At 63.8% G+C, this 20,220-nt stretch carries 20 protein-coding genes and 1 pseudogene; 9 read left to right on the top strand and 12 right to left on the bottom strand.

Features of this window, described 5'->3' with window-relative positions:
• The first annotated feature begins 121 nt into the window (after window positions 1-121).
• Window positions 122-1,024, top strand: a complete 903-nt coding sequence (locus IPM16_11535; GenBank protein MBK9123734.1) for a DNA-3-methyladenine glycosylase 2 family protein — start codon at window positions 122-124, stop codon at window positions 1,022-1,024.
• Here the strand turns inward: IPM16_11535 and IPM16_11530 are convergent.
• The 3 genes from IPM16_11530 to IPM16_11520 form a co-directional block, all read right to left on the bottom strand.
• Window positions 1,018-2,565 carry a hypothetical protein gene (locus IPM16_11530; protein ID MBK9123733.1) on the bottom strand — a complete coding sequence of 516 codons (1,548 nt, stop codon included), beginning with the start codon at window positions 2,563-2,565 and terminating at the stop codon, window positions 1,018-1,020. The genes IPM16_11535 and IPM16_11530 overlap by 7 nt on opposite strands.
• 84 nt (window positions 2,566-2,649) lie before the next feature.
• Window positions 2,650-2,991: a rhodanese-like domain-containing protein gene (locus tag IPM16_11525; GenBank protein ID MBK9123732.1), complete on the bottom strand. Its 342-nt coding sequence runs from the start codon at window positions 2,989-2,991 to the stop codon at window positions 2,650-2,652.
• A 44-nt stretch (window positions 2,992-3,035) separates the two neighbouring features.
• Window positions 3,036-3,482, bottom strand: coding sequence for a rhodanese-like domain-containing protein (locus tag IPM16_11520; protein ID MBK9123731.1), 447 nt, complete (start codon window positions 3,480-3,482; stop codon window positions 3,036-3,038).
• A gap of 134 nt (window positions 3,483-3,616) precedes the next feature.
• Between IPM16_11520 and IPM16_11515 the strand changes: the two genes are divergently transcribed.
• From IPM16_11515 to IPM16_11505, 3 genes and pseudogenes are all read left to right on the top strand, one after another.
• On the top strand, window positions 3,617-4,450 hold the full coding sequence (locus IPM16_11515) for an alkaline phosphatase family protein (protein ID MBK9123730.1): 834 nt from the start codon (window positions 3,617-3,619) through the stop codon (window positions 4,448-4,450).
• A gap of 83 nt (window positions 4,451-4,533) precedes the next feature.
• Window positions 4,534-5,640: a cytochrome P450 gene (locus IPM16_11510; GenBank protein ID MBK9123729.1), complete on the top strand. Its 1,107-nt coding sequence runs from the start codon at window positions 4,534-4,536 to the stop codon at window positions 5,638-5,640.
• 6 nt (window positions 5,641-5,646) lie between these two features.
• Window positions 5,647-5,904: pseudogene (locus tag IPM16_11505) on the top strand (cytochrome P450).
• On the opposite strand, the gene IPM16_11500 reads toward IPM16_11505, so the two are convergent.
• The 6 genes from IPM16_11500 to IPM16_11475 form a co-directional block, all read right to left on the bottom strand.
• Window positions 5,901-6,158, bottom strand: coding sequence for a zf-HC2 domain-containing protein (locus IPM16_11500; GenBank protein ID MBK9123728.1), 258 nt, complete (start codon window positions 6,156-6,158; stop codon window positions 5,901-5,903). The pseudogene IPM16_11505 and the gene IPM16_11500 overlap by 4 nt on opposite strands.
• A 16-nt stretch (window positions 6,159-6,174) precedes the next feature.
• On the bottom strand, window positions 6,175-6,744 hold the full coding sequence (locus IPM16_11495; GenBank protein ID MBK9123727.1) for an RNA polymerase sigma factor: 570 nt from the start codon (window positions 6,742-6,744) through the stop codon (window positions 6,175-6,177).
• Between the two features lie 4 nt (window positions 6,745-6,748).
• Window positions 6,749-6,970: a DUF2892 domain-containing protein gene (locus IPM16_11490; GenBank protein ID MBK9123726.1), complete on the bottom strand. Its 222-nt coding sequence runs from the start codon at window positions 6,968-6,970 to the stop codon at window positions 6,749-6,751.
• 91 nt (window positions 6,971-7,061) lie between these two features.
• Window positions 7,062-7,637 (bottom strand): TetR/AcrR family transcriptional regulator, encoded by a 576-nt coding sequence (locus IPM16_11485; protein ID MBK9123725.1) that lies wholly within the window; start codon window positions 7,635-7,637, stop codon window positions 7,062-7,064.
• A gap of 2 nt (window positions 7,638-7,639) precedes the next feature.
• Window positions 7,640-8,014: a DUF4260 domain-containing protein gene (locus IPM16_11480; GenBank protein MBK9123724.1), complete on the bottom strand. Its 375-nt coding sequence runs from the start codon at window positions 8,012-8,014 to the stop codon at window positions 7,640-7,642.
• A 172-nt stretch (window positions 8,015-8,186) separates the two neighbouring features.
• Entirely contained in the window at window positions 8,187-9,347 is a 1,161-nt protein-coding gene (locus tag IPM16_11475; GenBank protein ID MBK9123723.1) for a xylose isomerase, read from the bottom strand.
• 221 nt (window positions 9,348-9,568) lie between these two features.
• Here IPM16_11475 and IPM16_11470 point away from each other — a divergent pair, with 221 nt between their 5' ends.
• Window positions 9,569-11,326, top strand: a complete 1,758-nt coding sequence (locus IPM16_11470) for a hypothetical protein (protein ID MBK9123722.1) — start codon at window positions 9,569-9,571, stop codon at window positions 11,324-11,326.
• Window positions 11,327-11,397: 71 nt separating this feature from the next.
• Here the strand turns inward: IPM16_11470 and IPM16_11465 are convergent, their stop codons facing one another.
• Window positions 11,398-12,597, bottom strand: coding sequence for a hypothetical protein (locus tag IPM16_11465; protein MBK9123721.1), 1,200 nt, complete (start codon window positions 12,595-12,597; stop codon window positions 11,398-11,400).
• 151 nt (window positions 12,598-12,748) lie between these two features.
• Complete coding sequence (locus IPM16_11460) at window positions 12,749-14,629, bottom strand: hypothetical protein (protein ID MBK9123720.1); 1,881 nt, start codon at window positions 14,627-14,629, stop codon at window positions 12,749-12,751.
• Between the two features lie 136 nt (window positions 14,630-14,765).
• Between IPM16_11460 and IPM16_11455 the strand changes: the two genes are divergently transcribed.
• Complete coding sequence (locus IPM16_11455) at window positions 14,766-17,195, top strand: winged helix-turn-helix transcriptional regulator (GenBank protein MBK9123719.1); 2,430 nt, start codon at window positions 14,766-14,768, stop codon at window positions 17,193-17,195.
• A complete protein-coding gene (locus IPM16_11450; protein ID MBK9123718.1) occupies window positions 17,192-17,998 on the top strand; it encodes a DUF3891 family protein in 807 nt (268 codons plus the stop codon). Before IPM16_11455 ends, IPM16_11450 begins: the two co-directional genes overlap by 4 nt.
• Window positions 17,999-18,073: 75 nt before the next feature.
• Here IPM16_11450 and IPM16_11445 read toward each other — a convergent pair whose 3' ends face one another.
• Entirely contained in the window at window positions 18,074-18,826 is a 753-nt protein-coding gene (locus IPM16_11445; protein MBK9123717.1) for a hypothetical protein, read from the bottom strand.
• Window positions 18,827-18,925: 99 nt separating this feature from the next.
• Here IPM16_11445 and IPM16_11440 point away from each other — a divergent pair, with 99 nt between their 5' ends.
• Both IPM16_11440 and IPM16_11435 read left to right on the top strand, forming a co-directional pair.
• The gene (locus IPM16_11440; GenBank protein MBK9123716.1) at window positions 18,926-19,459 is read left to right on the top strand and encodes a sigma-70 family RNA polymerase sigma factor; all 534 of its coding nucleotides are present in this window, start codon (window positions 18,926-18,928) and stop codon (window positions 19,457-19,459) included.
• 50 nt (window positions 19,460-19,509) lie between these two features.
• Window positions 19,510-20,205: an anti-sigma factor gene (locus tag IPM16_11435; GenBank protein ID MBK9123715.1), complete on the top strand. Its 696-nt coding sequence runs from the start codon at window positions 19,510-19,512 to the stop codon at window positions 20,203-20,205.
• The last annotated feature ends 15 nt before the right edge of the window (window positions 20,206-20,220 follow it).

The raw sequence follows: 20,220 nt of genomic DNA, 5'->3' as shown, positions 1-20,220 counted from the left end.
TCACTGTGTGGTGCTATGGTCAAGACTATATCGTAGGCGGCTTAATTGTGATTGAGTGCACAAATAACGCCCCGTGAATTCGGATACTCAGGCTGTCGACGTTCGCGGTACACTGAGCCGCATGCCCAATCGCCACAGCTTTGAAACTCCCGTCGCACCGACGTACCGGTTTGACCGTCTGCTTACGCTGCTATCGCGCTGGCGCAGCCCGACCGTCGATCATGCCATACATGGCGCATACCGGCGCGCATTCATGACGCCGCGCGGGCCGGTGCTGCTCGACGTGCGTCAAGTGGGGGAGGATCGGCTGCGTGTGCAGGCGGTGGTCGGGGCGGACGCCGACTGGTCCGAACTGGCGGCCCGCGCGCGGTGGGTATTGGCGCTGGAGTCCCGCGTGAACGAGTTCTGGCATTGGGCAGAAGGCGTGTCCGACGCCCTGCGCGCGCCGCTCGAACCGATCTGGGGGCTGCCACTGCCGCGATCGGACACGCTGTTCGAGGCGCTCGTCTATACGATCATCGAACAGCAGATCTCGTGGGTCGGGGCACAGCGCGCACAGCGGATCATCTGCGAACTCGCCGGCGCATCCATCGAACACGCCGGCAGAACCTATTGGTGCGCGCCCGAACCTGAGGCGTTAGCCGGGCTGACGACGACGGACCTCAAGCCGCTCAAGATCACCGACCGGCGCTCGGGCCTGCTGATTCGGCTCGCGCAGGAGGTCGTCGACGGCAAGCTCGACCTCCTTGCCCTGCACGACATGGACGAATCGGCGCGGCTGAAGTGGCTGCTGGCGATAAAGGGCATCGGGCCGTGGACCGCACTGATGATCCACATGCGAGCGTTCGGTCCGGCCAGTCACGCCCCGTCCAACGATGTCGCGCTCCAAGCGGCGGTGCGCATGTACTGGCCGGAACATGCGGATGCGTCCGATCCGGTCGCGATGGCGTTCGGTCCGTACGGCGCGTATGCCGGTTCGGCGGCGGCGCTGATTCTCTCGCGGTACGTGATCGACCGCTATTGAGCCGGGCAGTTTGCATCGAGGTTGCGGTACAGCATGCCTTCCGGCAGCGGCAGCACTTGCTCGACATTGAGCTGGTCGGCATACTGCGCGTAGGTCGTGTCTCGCAGGCCGAGGTAGCGCGAACGGGGCGGAATGGGCATGTCGCCCTCCGGTACAGCCTCGGTGATCGACGCACCGTAGCCGGGCGGCACCGCCACCATGACCGACGTCTCGCCCAGCAGATAGAACAGGTCGAACAGCGCCGTGTTGCACCAGCGGTCGGACTGCGTAGAGTCGTAGATCAGCACGTCGGCCAGCAGCGGCTTGAACTCGTCGTACCGGGCGTGCTTTTCTGGCGCGGTCTGGAAGTTGGTGTTCAGGTCGTAGAAGTGCGTACTGTACGGAAACGCCACCGCCAGCAGCGCCACCGCTGGCACGATCAGCCATCGCCGCTTGAAGGCCAGCGTGATGCCGAACGCCATCAGCAGTGCGCCGGCCAACATGCGATAGCCACGCAGACCGTGGATGTCGTACACCACGATGATGAACGCGAGCAGCGTAACGAGCGTGAACCACGTCAGCGACGCCTCAGCCGTCGGAAGCCGCCAGCGTTCGGAAATGCCTCGCTTGCGCAACAACCGCCAGCCAACGACCGCCACGACGATGGTGAGCGCCAGCGCCAGCACGACGGCAGCGATGCGCACGTGCAGTTCGAGGTGGTCGCCGTCCATGAACAGCGCCGTGTTGCGCTCGATGTTCCGTCCGGTGATCCGCATCAGGCGCTCGATCGACGGGTTGCGCGCGATCCGGCTCAGGATGGTCTCGGGGTAAGGGGCAGAGGTCAGCGCGTAGAGCGCGACCGGCACGAGCGCCAAGGCGACCGATTTGCCGGCCGTCCAGAGCGTGCGGGGCAGTGTCGCGGGTCGGTCGATCAACAGCAGCAGCGGAAGGAACAGCACGGCCCACGGCGCGCGCAGCAAAGCCGCGTAGAGCAAGACCGCGCCGGTGAAGATTGCCGCCCCGCGCGGGACGGGCTGGCCTTCACGCCATGCGCGCATCAGCCGCACGAATCCGCCGGCCAGCCCAAGCGCCAGCGCCATGTTCAGGACTTCGATGTAACCGGTCGGCGCGTAGTTGTTGAGCGGGTGGTACAGCGCGAGGAACACGCCGAGCCATGCTACCTGTTCGACTGTGGAGCGGGTCAGCCACGCGTACGCGACGACGGCCGCGGCCAGTGCCGCGAGGTTGATCACGGCGATAGCCCACAACGGCCAGCCAAACACCGCGCCGATCGACCCGTAGAGTACCGGCGCGGCCAGCCCCCATGCGTAGAATCCGCCGATTCGCGGCGTCAGTTCGTAGGCCGTGTAGTAACCCCCGCCGAATCCCGCTTCGGCGAACGTGGCCGACTGGTGCCAGAACATGATCTCGTCGCTTTGGGCAGGGATCACGTCGAACAGCGTGGCGTCGTTGTACTGCCAAAGCAGCACCGACGCCATGATCGTCGGCACGACGGCGATGAAGACGGTCAGGAGGGCGAGGATGAGTCGATTGCGGGACAAATCAAAGCGGCCTATCCGAGATCGAACAGGCCGCGAATGTACCACAACGTGCGCCGCCGGATGAGGGCGGAGTGTCCTGTCGGGCTAGCGCCCCCGCTTGATCGGCAGGCGTGCGCCACTCCAAGCGATCATGCCGCCGCTCAGGTTCACTGCGTTATAGCCGGCGCCGTTGAGCTGCCGGGTGGCAACGCTGCTGCGAGAGCCTGACCGGCACACGATCACCAGTTCGCGGTCCTTCGGCAGTTCGTTCATCCGGCTCGACAGCTCGTTCAGCGGGATCAGCTTGGCGCCCTTAATGTGGCCGTCGACGTACTCCTGCTGCTGTCGGACATCGACCACAGTCGCGCCGTTGGCGATGCGTTCGTTGGCTTCCACCGCGCTGATGTTGGAGGAGTCGGTCTGAAACAGCGTCTTGATGAATTGCATGGATGGTTGTGCTCCTGATTGCGATGTGGGTTCGGAAAAGTGAGCTAGTCGAACGTGACGGGCAGGCCCTGTGCAGACCATGCGATGATTCCACCGAGGTCATACACCGAGTCGTAGCCCGCGCGGTCGAGGATTTGCGACGCGGTCGCGCTGCGGTTGCCGCTGCGGCAGTAGACCACGACTGGCACGTAGGACGGGACTTCCGAGAGCCGGCTCTGCAGCGAATCGACCGGGATGTTGAGCGCGCCGGGAATGTGACCCTCGGCGAATTCGGCCGGCGTGCGAACGTCCAGCAGGACGTGGGGCGTGTTGCTGGTGAACTGTGCCTGATAGCCGGACGGCGAGAGCGCCTGCACGCCCGTGTCTGCCACCGGTGCGCCACCGCCTGCGAACAGCACGACAGCGGCGACGATCAAGGCCGCGCCGACCGCGCCGATCAACAGCAGGGGCAGACGGTTGTTCGCCTTCCGGGATTTCGATTTCTTGGCCATGGATACGTGTTTCTCGTAACGTTGCGATCTGATGCGTACACTCTACCGGTGATTTGCGGTGACAGCGACGCCGAAGTGCTTACGCGTGCCATCGGGTTTTCTAATGGGTCGGGCGTGAAAGGGTCAAAGGCTCTATGTCTAAAGTCATCCTGATCGTTTGCGATGCGCTGCGCGACGACGTGGCAGCCCAGCACATGGGCTATCTCGAACACCTCGTCGAGGCTAAGAAAGCCACCCGCTGGACGGTGATCGGCGAGCTGCCGAGCATGTCGCGGCCCATGTACGAGACGCTGCACACCGGCGTGCCGTCCAGCGTGCACGGCATCCTCAACAACTCGGTCGTGCGCACGTCGATCATGCCCAACGTGTTCAAGATTGCCGTCGACGCCGGCAAAACAACCGCCGCCGCCGGGTACTACTTCTTCTCCGAGCTGTACAACCGCGCACCGTTCGACATTGTGCGCGACATCGAGACCGACGACGACTCCCTGCCGATTCAGCACGGGCGCTTCTACCGCAGCGACGAGTTCCCAGACCTTGAGTTGTTCACGTTGGGCGGGATGTTGATGACGCGGTTTGCGCCGGACTACCTGCTTATTCATCCGTCGGGACTGGACGTGATCGGCGAGCGCGAAGGCGGGGACAGCCAAGCCTATCGCAAGCAGGTCATCTACCATGATGGTGTCATCAGTTACATGCTGCCTGCGGCGCACGCGCTGGGCTATACGGTGCTGGTCACCGGCGATCACGGGATCAGTGACAGTGCGGTAGTCGGCGTAGGGGGCGTGCATGGCGGCCCACTCACGCAGGCGCGGCGTGTGCCGCTGTATTTCATGCCACCCGAGATGAAAGGGCGCGGGCGCATGGACGAGCCGGTCTCGCAGTTGTCGGTCGCGCCGACCGTGCTGAGCTTGCTCGGACTCGCGAGGCCCGACACGATGACCGCGCCGGCGCTGTCGGCCCTGTAACGCCGGTGAGCGACCGCGTCTTCGAGCACGCGACAACGCCTGTATTATGTGAATCGAGATTAGCGTTTGAGTGACGAGGAACCATGACGACTCAAGCCGTAACAACGATGGCTGTGAAGGCGCCGCCGCGCGCGCCGGGACTGCCGATCATCGGCAATCTGTTGAACATGCGCACCAGCAGCGGCTCGCCGGTCCAGTACTTGACGCAGGTCGCGGCCGAGTACGGCGACATCGTCCAGCTTTCGGTGCTCGGCCGCCGCTTGTACCTCGTATCTCATCCCGACCTGCTGCACGAGATCTACGTCAAGCGCTACAGCGAGTTTCATAAGCCGACGAAGATTTCCGACAAGCCGCGGAATCTCGGTCGGTTCCTCGGCATGGGCATCCTGACCGCCGACCACGTCGAGTGGCGTCCGCAGCGCAAGTTGATTCAGCCGTTGATGCACGCCAAGCACATCGAGAGCTATGCCGACGACATGGCTGCTGCCGGCGAGCGCTTGTTGGCGTCGTGGTCGGAGGGCGAGGTGCGCAACCTGCACGAAGATATGATGCAGGTCACGCTGTGGATCATCTCCAAATTGATGTTCGGCATGGATGCCGGCTTCCGGGCCGACCTCGAAGACCTGAGCAGGCGGGCACAGACGATTGCCATGGCCGATACCGTCATGGACCCGCCCGGTCCGTTTGGCCGCCGGCGCGACCGTAAGGCGCAGGACGTCAACGACGGGCTTGACGCATTGGTCGATGAAATCGTGACGGAACGCAAACGCAAGGGGCACGACGGGTCGCAGGACTTGCTGTGGCTGTTGATGCAGACCCGCGACGAGGACGGAAATCCGGCATCGGACGACTTCATTCGCAACAACATCCTGACGCTGTACTTCGCCGGCCACGAGACGACCGCCAACACGTTGACATGGACGCTTTATCTGCTTGAGCAGCACCCCGACGTCAAGGCGAAGCTGCACGCCGAAGTCGATCGGGTGCTGGCCGGGCGAGCGCCGACGTTGGCCGATCTACCCAACCTCCCGTACACCGAGATGGTCATCAAAGAGGCGATGCGGTACGAACCGACCGTATCGACGATCCCGCGCTACATCACCGACGATGTCGAGCTGGGCGGTTACACGCTCAAGGCCGGGAGCATTATTTTGACCTCGCCGTATCAAGTGCATCACGACCCGCGCTGATGGGACGCCCCGGAGCGCTTCGAACCGGAGCGATTTGCGCCGGAGAACGAGGCGAAGATGCACAAGTTCGCGTATTGGCCGTTCGGCGGCGGTCCGCGCATTTGCATCGGCAATCACTTCGCGATGCTGGAAGCGCACATCCTGCTGGCGCAGATGGTCGGCCGCTGGGACTTCGCTAAAGAGCCGGGGTTCGAACCTGTGCCGATGCGCCAGATCACCACAGCGCCGGCCAACGGCCTGCGCATGCGTTTGACCCGCCGTTAAGGAGCTTTGTCCGGGTTGGTACGTTTCTTGAACGCCGCTTCGATCTGGTCATAGAGGCGACGGTTCTTGTCCGCCGACATGCGCAGCGCGTTGGCGCGATCCTTGTACAGGAGGATTGTGCGCTGGGTGCTGTCGAGTGTGATTCGGCAGTTGTGGCAGGTCGCCAGATGTTCGCGCGCTTCTTCGCTGAGGTCGTCGTCCAGTTCGCCGTCGATATAGGCGCTCAGATGCGCCAACAGTGTGCTGCAGTCCATGTCCCAACCTCCCCGGCTAGGCCCGGTATTCGATGAAGTACGCGGACAGGTGTTCGCGGAGGCGAAGCCGCGCCCGGTGCAGCGCGACCTTAACGGCCGTTTCGGTCATGCCCAACGCCTCGGCGGTGTCACGGGTCGAGAGGTCGTCGACGTCGCGAAGCTGAAACACGGCCCGTAACACCGGTGGGAGCGCTTCCATCGCCGCGTCGATCTGCCCGGCTGCTTCTGCGTGATCCGCCGCGTCTTCCGGCAGCGCCGACCAGTCGCAGAGGGCTTGTGGCGGCGAAATGTCGTCTGTCTCTTCGAACAAAGGGACGGGCTGACGCGCGCGGAGCAGCGCGAGTGCCTCGTTGTAGGCAACCCGGTACAGCCACGTCCCGATCGACGCACGCCCCTCGAAGTTGTCGATGCTCTCGATCAACGCCATGAATGTGGTCTGTACGATGTCGTCCGCAGTGTTGGAGTCGTGAAGGATGCGGCGACCCAGCCGATACAGCCGGTCGGCGTAGCGTTCGTAGAGCTCCGCCAGCGCAGAAGCGTCGCGGTGGCGGAGCCTTTCAAGAAAGTCGTGGTCGGATGGCGGCACGTGACTACTTGGAACGAATCGCCGGCCCGCTGAACGGTTGGCCGAACAATGGCGCGAAAATGCAGAAGTCGAGCAGTCCGGCAAGCAGAGGCGCGACGCCGACGATCGCCAGAATGATTCCGGCCGTGTCCTTGACGACGAACAGGCCGATGACGATCAACGCAATTCCTGCGACGATGCGCAAAATGCGGCCCGTGCCGCTTGCCATGAACTTCGCGAATGCCATGTCTCACCTCCTGAGAAGTGCGCACTAACATGTGGCGCACTTAAGACGTTAGATGCGGAGGTCGTCAAAAGGTTACATCCGATGTTTCAGGTTAGCCAGCGCCATAGGAAATTCCCCGGACGTACCCGGCCACCGCGTAGCCGTACGCCGCGTCCAGATCGCCGCCGCGTTGGAACTGGCCGGTTAGCTCCAGCACGATGAAGCCGTGAACGAGCGCCCAGAGTCCGCGCAGTGCGGCAAGCGAGTGCGAGCTGCCGGACACGGGCGCGACGATGGCTTGCACTTGCTGCGCAAGTGCCGCCAGCGTCGCAGGATCGGGCTGTGCCGACCGGTCGGTCGTGCTGTAGGCAAGGGCGTAGGCGCGCGGATGCGCATGGGCAAACCCTCTGTAAGCATGGGCGACCGCCATGATACGATCGGCGTGCGTCAGTGATGCTGCAGCATCCGCGGCGTCGATCAGCGCCGCGATTAGCGCCTGGTTGGTGCGCAGATTGACGGCTTGCAGCAGCGCGGACTTGCTGTCGAAATAGCGATACAGGGACGGAGCCTTGATGCCCAGTTCGGTCGCGACCCGCGCCAGCGACAGGGCTTCGGCGCCATCGCGTTCGATAAGCGCCGAGGCCGTGTCTACGATCGTCGTGTCAGTCACTTGCGACGGGTAGGGCATGGCTACACCCGCTGCAAGTGCGTGTCTTTGAAAAACGTCGGATACTTGAGGCCATAACCGAGTGTGCGGTCGAGCGTGATGTGGGTTACCCAGATCAATCCGATTTGCACAAGGGCGAGGCTCTCAGCGGCTAGTCCCAGCGCGACGACGGCGACTGCCGCGGCGAGCAGGTGGCCGGCATTGTAGACGATGCTGCCAATCTGCGGCCCACGCAGGTAGCCGATCATCGAGATGTCTGGCACGAAGAGAAGCAGCGCAAAGGCGAGCCAATCGCCGGAGAACCGCGCGTAAGCGGCGACGACGAGGGCCAGCAGCGCGGCGTGTTCGAGTCGCAGCCAGAGACTGATAGACGGGCGAGATAGCGCGAGTGTGGTCATGGGTACGGTCCTCAAAGCTAATGGCGTTAGTGTTCAAGGCTAATGATATTAGCTTTGGGAAGTGTTGTCAAGCACTTGGTCGGAATCAAAGCCGGCGCGAGATCCTCGCGCCGGCGGGGTGTGTCGAAAGGATAGGGGCTACAGGCGCACAACGCGTGCCAATCCGTCCGCCTTACCTCACGCCGAGCAGCACCTCGACCGTGAGCTGATCGAGCCGTTCGTAGGGCAGGCTGCGCTTTCCGAGCGCCTCGCGGTCGTATTCGGTTGCCTTGAGCTTGGCCGCGGCCTCGCGGCTGTACTTGCCCAACACGCTGGCCTGATCGCCGCTGTCGGCATGGATTTCGGCCAGCAGCGCCTGAATCTCGGCGTCGGCGTTGAACTGCGCGGCCTTCTCCTTGAGGATCAAATAGGTGCGCATGCAGCCCTTCGCGAATTCCTTGACGTCTGCATGATCAGCCGTGCGATACGCGTGCGCGTCGAAATGCTTGCTGCCGCTGTAACCGACGTCTTCGAGGAACTTGACGAGGTAGAACGCTTGCTTAATCATCGCCGCGCCGAACCGGAAATCCTGATCGTAACGGCCGAAAAGCTGGTCGTTGAGGTCGATGTGGAACAGCTTGCCGGCGTCCCACGCCTGCGCGACCGCGTGCATGAAGTTCAGCCCGGCCATGTGCTCGTGGGCGACCTCGGGGTTCACGCCGACCATTTCGGGATGGTCGAGCGTCGCGATCAGTGCGAGCATGCTGCCGACAGTCGGAAAGTAGATGTCGCCGCGCGGCTCGTTGGGCTTGGGTTCAAGCGCCAGTTTGAGGTCGTATCCGTTGTCGATCACGTACTCGCAGAAGAAGTTGAGCGCGTCGCGGGTGTGCTTGATCGAGTCGACGGCGCCCTTCGACGAGTCGGTCTCGGTGCCTTCGCGCCCGCCCCAGAACACGAACACTTTCGCCCCGAGTTCTACGGCGTCGTCCATCGTCCGCAGCACCTTCTGACGTGCGTAGGCGCGTACTCGTGGGTCGTTGCTGGTGAACGCGCCGTCCTTGAACGCCGGATCGGTGAACAGGTTGGTAGTCGCCATCGGGCACACGATCCCGTTGTCGGCCATCGCCTGCTTGAAGCCTTTGACAAGTGCGGCGCGTTCCGCGGCGGTCGCGTCGATGGGGACGAGGTCGTTGTCGTGAAAGTTGATGCCCCACGCGCCGACTTCGCCGAGCATCTGGCAAATCTGCCGGTAGTCGATGGGTTCGCGGGTGGGCAGGCCGAACGGATCGCGGCCCACACTTCCGACCGTCCACATCCCAAACGTAAATCTATGTTCCGGTTTTGGTTCATACATGGCGGATATCCTTTGTTGAGGCAATCATTCGGCGCAAAGCCGGCCTAGCGCGAACAAACAGAACTACGGGAACAGAACAGCGAACCATCGCTGCACTTGCTCCCAGACTTTCAGAGATTGTATCGCCGTGCGACATCTATGCAAGCGTTTGCAATGCGGCGTCAATTCGATTCGCGTGCTAGTGTAGTTCGATCTTGTCCGCACTGGGGTTATGAAACGCTTTGACTGACATACGCCCTTTACGTCTGATGCTGTTTGTCTTGTGCCTGAGTCTCGTGGTAGGGCCGGCGGCACTTGCCCAACCACAAGTGGCGCCACCATTCTCGCTCCCTGACCAGCCCGCGGCCGAAGCGCTCGCGCTGGAACTGGCCGGCGCGGTGCGGCATGCCGATTCACCGCTGCCCGCACACGATCTCGGGCCGGCCGTCATCTGGGCGGCGCTCACTGTCTCGACACCCGATGCGCCGTCCAAAGTCGTGTGGGTCGCAGCTGACGAGGTCGAGCAGGTCATGGCGACGCGGACGCAGGCCATCGGGGAGGTTCCCAACCATGCCGTGATTCGCGTCGATGTCGCGTACGGACTGGTGCGCGAGCGACTGATTGCGCCGGAGTTCCGCACAAGCCGAAGTGGTGCTGTGTGGGGGCTGGCGTTCGATCCGGTCGCGCTTGGAATCGCGCTGCCCGCCGAGATCGAAGCACGCCAGTTGTTCGACTCTAACGGGATCATGGATCGCGAGCGGTGGGTCGACTACGCGTCGGAGCGCGGATTCGACACCGGCGCGCTGACGGATGCGCTCACGTTTACGCCGCTCGATGTGTACCGGTTCCAAACCGTTACGGCGGTGCAGCGCTCCGGCGAGGAAGCCGAACTGCTTACCGCAAAGCGTCTCTCCGTGGAGTCACTCTCGCCCGACCTGCTGCGCGAGTCCGCGCTGCTCGCCGGCGACTATCTCGCGCGGAGTGTGCGACGCGACGGCCGGTTCGACTACCAGTACGACGCGGGGACGGGCCGGGTGTCACGGTCATACAACATGCTGCGCCATGCCGGCACGACATTCTCAATGTATGAGTTGGAAGACGAGTTGCCCGATCCACGTCGTCGCGCCGCCGCCGATCAGGCGCTGCAGTTCGCGCTCGCAAATGTTGGCCCGTGCGTTGCCCCCGTCAACGGGTCCGATGTCGCGTGCCTGATCGAAGACGACGAGGTCAAGCTGGGTGGGCAGGGCTTGCTGCTGCTTGCGCTGGCGGAGTACACGGAAGTAACGGGCGACAGGCAGTATATCCCGACGATGCGCGCGCTGGCGGAGTGGATCGTTGGCGCCCAGTTCGAGGACGGGACATGGGTTCACATCGTCAACACGGGGACTGGCGAGGTCCGCGACTTCGAGTCGGATTACTACCCGGGTGAGGCGGCATTTGGCCTGCTGCGGTTGTACCAGCTTGATCCCGACCCGCGTTGGCTGGATACCGCTCACCGCGGGATCGAGGCGATCATTGCGTCGAACGCCGGCATCGGCGACGAAAACATACCGCACGACCATTGGCTGCTTTACGCGCTTGCTGCCTTGCATGAAGTTGATCCGGAAAGGGTTGATTACGCCTATGTGCGGCGCTTGACGTGGATTATCGTGCAGACGCAGCATCGCGAGCGCGTGCCGGAGTCGTGGATCGGCGGCTACTATAATCCGCCGCGCTCGACGCCGACCGCGACCCGCACCGAAGGCCTGTGTGCCGTGCTGCCAATACTGGAAGAGGACGACGCGTTGATCGCCGCCGACGTGCGCGATGCGGTGATGGCCGGCATCGCCTTCCAGCTTCAGACGCAGATCATGCCGGATGACACGACGTATCTGGCCGATCCGGCACGGGCGTTAGGCGGATTCACGGGCGAGCTGTACGGTTACGACGTACGCATTGACTACGTTCAGCATAACCTGTCGTCGCTGCTGTGCGCCGCGAACGCACTCGCTGCCGGGTAGGGTTATCGTCCCCTGTGCTAATCAAGAACCCCGCCGGATGAGGGCGGGGTTCGGGATCGGTCTGTGCGCCGTTAACGCTTGGGGGGCTGGCTCGGCGCGCCGATGGGATCGCTTGGCGTCTGCGTCGGGCGCGGCGGGCGGGTCGGCTGTGCCGTCACCTGCACGATTGGAGGAGCGACCTGCGGCGGAGCCTCCTGCGCGCTCTGGGTGGGCGGCGGGGGATCGCGGCGGGCAGCCTCGCGCGCAGCCTGCACGGCCGGGAGCAGCAGGGCAACCTGCGTTTCCGGGTCGCGCTCGGCGATCCAGCCGCGGTCGGTCGGCCACCACGTCGTGCCGCCCGCGCATTCCGGCGGGCCGCCGAGCGTGACCTTGTCGCCCATGCCAAGCCGTCCGACGATCTCGCCATTAGGCTCGGCGCGGATGTTCAACGGGCCGGGGCCGGGTTCGACCTCTAGGCTGGCATAAAGCTGGCTCGGCAGTACGCCGATGCACGGGTTGACCTCGACGACCTGATACGGGCGGAGCAGCACGGTCAGGAACTTGGTGTCGGACTCGGAGTCCTGCTCGAAGACGGTCTCAGGAAGCCACACGAACGGATATGTCACGCCGTCGACCGTCGCGGACACCTGCCACCACGTGTAAGTCTCGGTCCAGTCCTTAAGCTCGGTGGCGTCGTTGAAGCGTTCCGAGCAGTACGGTCCGCCCACGACCTCCACGATCGTGCCGACCGGCACAGGGAAAGTAAGGAAGCCGTTGGGCAGCGGTTCGTCAGCCGGGAAGTCGGCTTCCTCGCCGAGTTCCTCGAGCCATTCGTCGAGTCCCCCGAACGCGTCAGAGATGCTTCCGAAGCGCATGTCCCACGGCATCACGAAGACATCGGGCATGCTGGGCTGGGCGTATTCGTTGACGCGGACGGCATCGACAATCATCGTCAAACGCTCGGTGACGATCTCCTCGGCGACATCGTGCGCTTGCGCCATCGGGGCGACGATCGCATGGCTGCCCACTTCGAGGAAGCTCAGCGCGCCGCCGTCGCAGGCAGTGTCACCAGCGCCAAGGTCCAGCTCCGGCGTAAGCGGCGTGGCCGGCGTGTTGGCGGCGATCTTCAGCGGGGCCGGCGGCAGTTCGCCCTGCGGCACCTGCGGCATGTAGTCGATCTCGTCCGGCTCGACGCCGAACACGACCAGTCCGGGGATCGCCTGCGCGTTCAGCACGAGGCTGAACAAGAGCAGCAGGGCGACTAAGGTGAGGGTGCGGGTTACGTGCTTCATAGGGTTTATGCTCCTTGAGATTGATGCTGATTTGATCGATATCGGTCTGTGCTGTTCGCTGCTTAGTGCATCGCTTGATCTGCGTCTGCGGCGTGTTCGCGCCGCAGACGCAGGTACGGGAGTGGAGAGGGTGTACACCCGCTCGAGAGTCCTAGTTGTTGGCGCGCGGCGGGTTCGGCGTGATGGCGTAGTTGCTGCCGCTGCCCTCGGTGACCCAGCCCGTCGCGGGCTGGCCATTGATGGTGACGTTCACCTGCCACATGCGCTGGTTGTTGCTGGTGCGGCAGGCCGGCCCGCCGATGACGGACATGATGGTGCCCGGTGCGATGTTGGCCAACGGGGTGGCGGAGTCGACGTTCTGGTAGACCGCCAGCGTGCCGTTGATGTTAGCGACCCACGCGTTGCTGCCGACGCTAACACGGGCCGCCGGGCTGTTGGAGCAGATGACCGACGTGATGACTCGTGCGGGTGTTGCAGTCGGGATCACGCTGACGATCAGCGGCGTTTCGATGGCGCGCGGCGGCACAGGGGTCGCAGCGGAGATCGTGAGGTCGGTCACCATGATCGGCTCGAGGTAGTAGTCTTCGCTGTCGCCTTCGGCCGACCAGCCCGTGACACCGTCGTTCATGCGCAGGTTCCACCAGCGGTAGCCGTTCAAGCACTGCGGGCCATCGATCACGGCGACGAGCGTGCCTTCCTGAAGGGTGGTGACCAGCGCGCCGCCGGGCTGCTGGCGCACGTTGAGCGGCGTGCCGTCGGTGAAGGTGACGCGGGCACCTGCTCCGACACTCAGCCGTGGGGCCGGCGCGCCGGGGCATTCCGCCTGCGGAGCCTGCACACCGAGATCATTGGCAACGACCGGTGTGTCGACGCTGGGCAGCGAGAAGACCGCGCCTGCCGGCGTCGTGTAGATCACCTCGAACGGGCCGTTCGCCTGAAAGATCATGCTGCCGGGCGTGCTGGTGCGCGCTTCGTAGTTCAGGTCGGTGACGTGGACCAACTGCTGCGCGGTCGGGTCCTTAGCGACGAAGCCGTCGGGCGTGGTGTAGACGCGGTTGAAGTTGGGGCCAAGCGGGTTGGCGCCGCCGCCGTTGCGGTCGCTGACGACGATGTGCTCGGCGAACACACCGTCTTCGAGACGGTAACCGATCCAGTCGCCGTTGCGCAGCCACTTGGCCGAGTTGACGCGGCCGTTACCAGCATCGAACACCATCATGGCGCCGCTTTGCACGTTGGCCTGCGTGGCGATCAGGTTCGCGTCGGTGGCGATCTGCGGGGATTGACCGCCCTTGTCGAACCACGGGAACACGACCTCGCCGGTGGTGGGCAGCACGTCGAAGCCAGTGTACGGGTTGAAGGCGAGGCCATCAGGTGCGATCGGCGTGTTCATGAACGGATACCACGTGAACGACGGGAACGTGATGAACTGCGTGCTGGGTTCGGTCACGAGCTGCAAGCGCACGACCACCTGACCGAGGCCCTCGTCGACGTTGAAGTCGCCGATGCGCGCCCACCACGTCGGGTCGGTGATGAAGTTGTCGGGCAGGTTGGGGCTGGTGCGGGTGAGCTGTGCGCTCTCGCTGCCGTTGGCAGTTAGCACGACGATACGCCAGTCTCCGTTGGCGCTGCGCAGGGCGGTCGCATAATGCGAGCCCGACTCGGTGAACTGCGCGCCGCCAACACGGCTGGGTTCTTCGTCCGCGGTGGTGGTGAACAGGTTGGTGAACTGGCCCGATTCAAGGTCGTAGAACGCGATGCCGTACCCGCCCTGCTGGATGGGTGACGTGACGACCAGCGTGCGGCCGTTCGGACTCATGTGAACCTGAATGCGGCGTACGTCGGTGACCTCGACCTGTACTTTGGGACGTGCGATGGAGAGCTGTTCGCCGGCTGCGTTGATCCAATGCAGCGTATCGGATGTGCGCTCCCACACGACGGCATACCACGGCGCGTTGGGCAGCGGCGCGGCCAGTACCGCAGCGCCAGACATCAGCGCGACGATCAGGGTGATGAGGGACGTGACTCGGTTCATGGGTGACTTTTCCTTTCGATTTGGATTGGATTGATGTAGGGCTGCCCGAAAGCTTTGGGCGTAACCCGATGAAAGTTAGTTTAGAATGGTAGGCATTGTGGGTCACCACACTATCGGGTGGATACAAAGGGTGGAAATGCGCGAAGTTGACGCACCACGCGAAACACTGGACATTGGTGAGCGTGAACTTGAAATCTTGCGGCTGGTTGCCGATGGCTTGTCCAACCAAGAAATCGCAGAGACGACGTACCTCTCGCTCAACACGGTCAAGTGGTATCTCAAGGAAATCTTCGGCAAGTTATACGTAAAGAACCGCACACAGGCCGTCCAGCGCGCGCGCGACTGGAACCTGCTTGAACCCGCCGCGATCGAGACCGACGTCCGCACGACCGGCGAATACGCGCTGCCGTACGCGCTGACTCCGTTCGTCGGCCGGGCGACCGAGCTGGAGCAGCTCGCGCAGCTCTTGGCCGACCCGACGACGCGCTTGATCACCCTGTATGGAATCGGGGGCATCGGCAAGACTCGCCTCGCGCTGCAAGTCGCCGAACAGAACCGTCACATGTTTGGCGACGGCGTGGTCTACGTGCCACTGTCAGCCGCGATCGACACCGACACCGCCCTGCGCGCCATCGCCGAGGAGCTGGGGCTGCGGCGTGGCGGCACCACCGACCTTCAGGCCGACATCGTCGCGCTGCTGCGCAAACGTTCGGTACTGCTGCTGCTTGACAGCGCCGAGACGGTGCCGAATATCGGCGCGCTCGTTGCACGGCTGTTGATCGGCGCTCCCAACCTCAAAGCGCTGGTGACTTCGCGCGAGGCGCTGCACGTGCCGGGCGAGACCGTGCTCTCGCTCGACGGCGTGCAGTTCCCGACCGGCGAAACCGCCAACGACGGTGCGGCCAGCGATGCTGTGAAGATGTTCCTACACATCGCATCGAACCATAACCCCGGTATGATCCCATCGGCGGCGGACCTCGCGGAGGTCGCGGCGATCTGCCGGTCGGTCGAGGGGATGCCACTGGCCATCGAAATCGCGGCGGAGTGGTCGGGCCTTTTGTCGTTTGCCGACATCCGGCGCGAGATCACGCGCAATCTGGACCTGCTGCAAAGCGATTCGACCGCGACCTTTCAACGCACGCGCAGTGTACGCGCCGTCATCGATTGGTCGTGGGCGCGGCTGGACGAAGTAGAACGGAACGCGCTCTGCAGCTTGAGTGTGTTGGTCGAGAGCTTCAGCGTCGAGGCCGCGCTGGCGGTGTCGGGCGCGACCATCAAGTCGCTTAAGGTGCTGCTCGAAAAGGCGCTGCTGCGGCGCAGCGGGGTCAGCCGCTTCGTTATGCACGACCTCGTTCGGCAGTATGCGACCGAGCAGCGCAAGCGCGATCCGGAGCTGAACGCGGCGGCCGAGAGGCGCAGCGCCGAACACTTTGCAGGGCAGGTCGACCACGAAGCCAAGGCTCTGTTCGATACGATGGAGATTCGGCGCTTTGCGAACGTGCAGTCCGAGCGCGGGCACATCGACCGCGCATGGGCGTACGCTGTTGACCACCAGCGGTTCGACCTTGTCCTGCAGCTCTCGCAGGTCGGGTGCTGGAGCAGCTACGTGCCGTGGGCACACGAGGCAGAAGTGTGGTTCGACCGTGCGTTGAGCACGCTAGACTTCAGCGCGCATCCCGCAGCGGAAGGACGCCTGCTGGCCTACAGCGTAATCGCGCGCTACCACACCCGTTCGCTGGCGTCGATTCCGGACATAGCGTGGCGAAGCGCGGACTTGCTCGCCGGCACGCCTTATCAGGTCGAAGCCGGTATCGCCGTCGCATGGGCTGCCATCGTCTATCCCATCCTCGAGCAGCACGATAAGGTGGCGGATACGATCGCCGAGGCGCGCAGGCTGGTCGAGACGAACGTGCCGCCGGCGTCCGCCTATGCGCGGTGGGTGCTGGAAGCGCTCGCGGCGTCGACGGCGGTCGTCGCCGACGACCTCGAAAACGCCATCGCGATGCTTGATGCACTGCTCGATCGTCTGCCCCATGGCGCAAGTTGGATCGCGCCGCTGCTGATGGTCGTCACCGGGGAGTGCCACCTGCTGCTCGGAAACGTCACGCGCGCCCGGGATTATTTCGTCCGCGGCCGCTTCGGCGCAGAGTCGGTCAAGGATCCGCTCCCGCAGATTCAGGCGGTGTACTATCTGTCGCGGATCGAACGCGGCGGGTTCGATCTCGAAGTTTTGGCAACCGGGTTGTACGCCATCGCCGATCAGGTCGAGAGCCTGCCATTGACGATCCGCATGGCGCATCATTTCGCCACGTACCTCGGGTATCGAAGCAATCTCGACGCATCGCGCGAGATGAACGCCGTCGCGCTCGTCCTCGCGCTCCGGTTGGGAGATGCGGCGCTCTTTCGCGAAGTCGCCGGACGCATCATCAGCAGTTCGCGCGATCAAGCGCTTCGCTCGGCAGTCGATTCGGTACGCTATCAGGTGCCGGAGAATGCCGACCCCGACTCTTTGATCGACCTTGAACCCGCAGTGCTCGAAGTGTTCAAGCTAGGGAATCCGCGATGATCGTGCAGACAGCTCCCGCGGGCATGCCTCGATTCGTCATCCGGCATATCGACCACGCAGCCCTGAGCGGTCAATTCGCCGAAGCGTTTGGCGGCGGCGCGTTCGGGCCGCTCATGCCTGACGATCTGATGGTGTGGGTGACCGCACACCATGACGACGGATGGATTGAAATCGACGCCGATCCTCTGATCGACCCGAGCACGAACCTGCCGTACAATCTCGCCGATACGCCGTGGCCGACGCTGATGCGCCCGCACGCGATCTCGCCGGAAGTAGCCGAAGCCTATCACCCGTACTGCGGGCTGCTGGCGTCGATGCACACGACCGGCCTTTACAACGGGCGTTACGGCGTGATGAACGCGTCGATCGATATCATCCCGCCTGCGCTGAAACCGGCCGCCGAGTCGATGCTCGCGGCGGAGGACATGCGCCAAACGCGCCTGCGCGACGTATGCATGGCCGATCCTGCCGTTGCCGCATTCTGCACGCCCGATGCGCTGATGGCGAACTACCGCCGTCTCCAGTTCTTCGACGCGCTGGCGATTATCTTGAACCTGCGACATCCCACGCTGCAGAAGCCCTACAACTTCCCGAAGGTACCGCGTAGTTTGGGCGACGAAAAGGAAATCGTGCTGACTCCGGCAGGCGAGGGATGCGTGACGCTGGACCCGTACCCGTTCCACGACTCCCCGCTGACCACGACCGCGCGCGGGCGCATGATCGCGCCTGACACGCCAGATCCCCTGTCCGCGCTGGCCGAGGCGCCGTATGTCGAACAGGTGTGGACGGTCATGCGCGCCTAGCGTGAGACGAAACCGGGAGTGCTGTGCGCACCCCCGGTCTGTCGAACTCTGGTTACTTACGATCCGCCACCGACATCACGGCTTGGCGACGAACCACACGTCATTCACGAGGTGCCCGGTCGTATCGCCACGGACGGAGTCGTTCTGCCAGTAGTACAGCGGCCAGCCGTTGTAGGCGACCTGAATCGTGCCGTCGGTGCGCTCAAAGGTCGAGAACACGCCGGGCAGGTTGCTGGCGGTGACAAGCGCATTGGCGTCATCGACCACTACCGGCGGCCACGCGACGGCGCACTGGTCATAGCACACGCTGGTGTTGGGAGTGTCTGGCCCGAGGGTGTACAGCGTGAAACCGTTCGATCCGACAAGCACGATGCCGTGATCGGCGGTATTCTGTGCATAGACATGCGCAGGCGGGACAACCAGCCACACCGTACGGAAGTTGTGGCCGGTGACGTCACCCGGTGCGGCGTCGTTTTGCCAGAAGTACAGCGGCATGTCGTTATACGTGACCTGCAGCGTGCCGTCGGCGCGGGTGATGGTGCCGATCTCGCCCGGGATGCCCTCGCCGAGGGTCAGGCCGTCGGCGCTTTCGACGGTGTACGGGGGCCAAGCGGCCGCACAGTTGTCGACGCAGTTCGACGCGCCGAGGCCATCACGCTTGAACGAATAGACGGTCATGCCGTTATCCGCGACCAAATACGACCCGACTCCCCCGGGGCCGCCGGAGACGTTGAGCGTGGCCGGCAGCATCTCCTGTGCGCTCACCGGCGCGAGCAGTAGTGCCAGCAGTAGGGCAAGGAATCCAACGATCACTAAACGGCGAAACATAGTGCTCTCCTCGGTACTCGTGAGTGAAACTCAGGTTGGAAGGTTCACTTCCAGTAAGCTATCGTTGTAGAAGGCGGTTTGGATTTGTCAGGCGCGCAAATGAGATTAGAGGTTGCTGAACTGCTGAAACGAATGGCCCACGGGGACGACTCTGCCCTCGCGGTGCTGTTTGCACAGTACAGCACCCGCGTGTACAGCCTTGTGGTGTGCGTGTTGCAGGACGAAGCCCTCGCTCAGGAAGCCACGCAGGATACGTTCATGAAGGTGTGGAACAACCCGCAGGCGTGGGACCCGTCAAAGGGGCAGTTTCACAGTTGGCTGCTGACGCTGGCCCGCTATACGGCCATCGACCGGTTGCGCAAGGAAATACGCGCCAATGGACGCGATGTCGCCTTGTATGACGAGATCGAAGCAGAACGTGACGAGTCGGCAGCGACTGTGGAGGCTGGGGAACTGCTTGCGCTGCTGAACGCTCTGCCGGTCGAGCAGCGCGACGTGATTCGGCTGGCGTACTTCCGCGGGTTGAAGCACAGCGAACTGGCCGCACGGCTCAACCTGCCGCTGGGGACGGTCAAGACGCGCTTGCGCCTCGGCTTGCATAAACTGCGCGCGATGCTCAATGACAAATCCTGAAGGACGCCAGTAAACGATAGATAGTATGAAGCACGAGATGTAACGGCAGAATGAACGAACGCAGCAAAGCATGTGACGAACTTCGCGACCTTTTGGCCGCATACGCCATCGGCGCGGCCGATGACGACGAGGTCAAGCGGATCGAGGCGGGCTTGAGCGACTGCCCGGGCTTGGCCGACTCGTGGGCGAGCCTGCGCGGGCTGGACGGTGATTTGGCGGCGCACGTCGCGCAGGTCGCCCCGCCGCCGCACCTGTTGGGGTCCGTGCTGGAGGCTGCGCGCACGTCCCGCCGCCGCTCGCGGGGCGGGCTGGGCTGGGCCGCCGCAGCTGCCGCCGTCCTGCTGCTGATCGTCACCAACGTGTTTTGGATGAGCCGCCCGCCCGCGCCCGAACTGCGCGAGGTCAATCTGCCGACCGCTGCCGAAGGCGAAGCGACTGGCGCGACCGGCCGCGTAATCTGGACGGCGGGCGAGGGTGAGGCCGTGCTGATCGCGCAGAACTTCCCCGAGCTGACGCCCGATGCGGCGTATCAGGCGTGGGTCCGGCGTGGAGAAACACTCACCAGCCTCGGCGTCTTTCGTGTCGACGACACTGGCCGCGGCGCGCTGACGTTCGATGCGACCCTGCTCGGTGACTCGTTCGACATCCTCGGCGTGACGCGCGAACCGTTGGGCGGCAGCCCCGGGCCGACGTCCGGGCCGGTCGTACGCTGGCAGTCCCGATCAAGGGCCGAGGGCGAAGGCTGACGGCGCTGCGCCTCG

This window comes from Candidatus Flexicrinis affinis, from assembly GCA_016716525.1.
Classification (GTDB): Bacteria; Chloroflexota; Anaerolineae; order Aggregatilineales; family Phototrophicaceae; genus Flexicrinis; species Flexicrinis affinis.
Note: the sequence above shows the minus strand (reverse complement) of the source record. Positions and strands in the feature narration are given on the sequence as shown.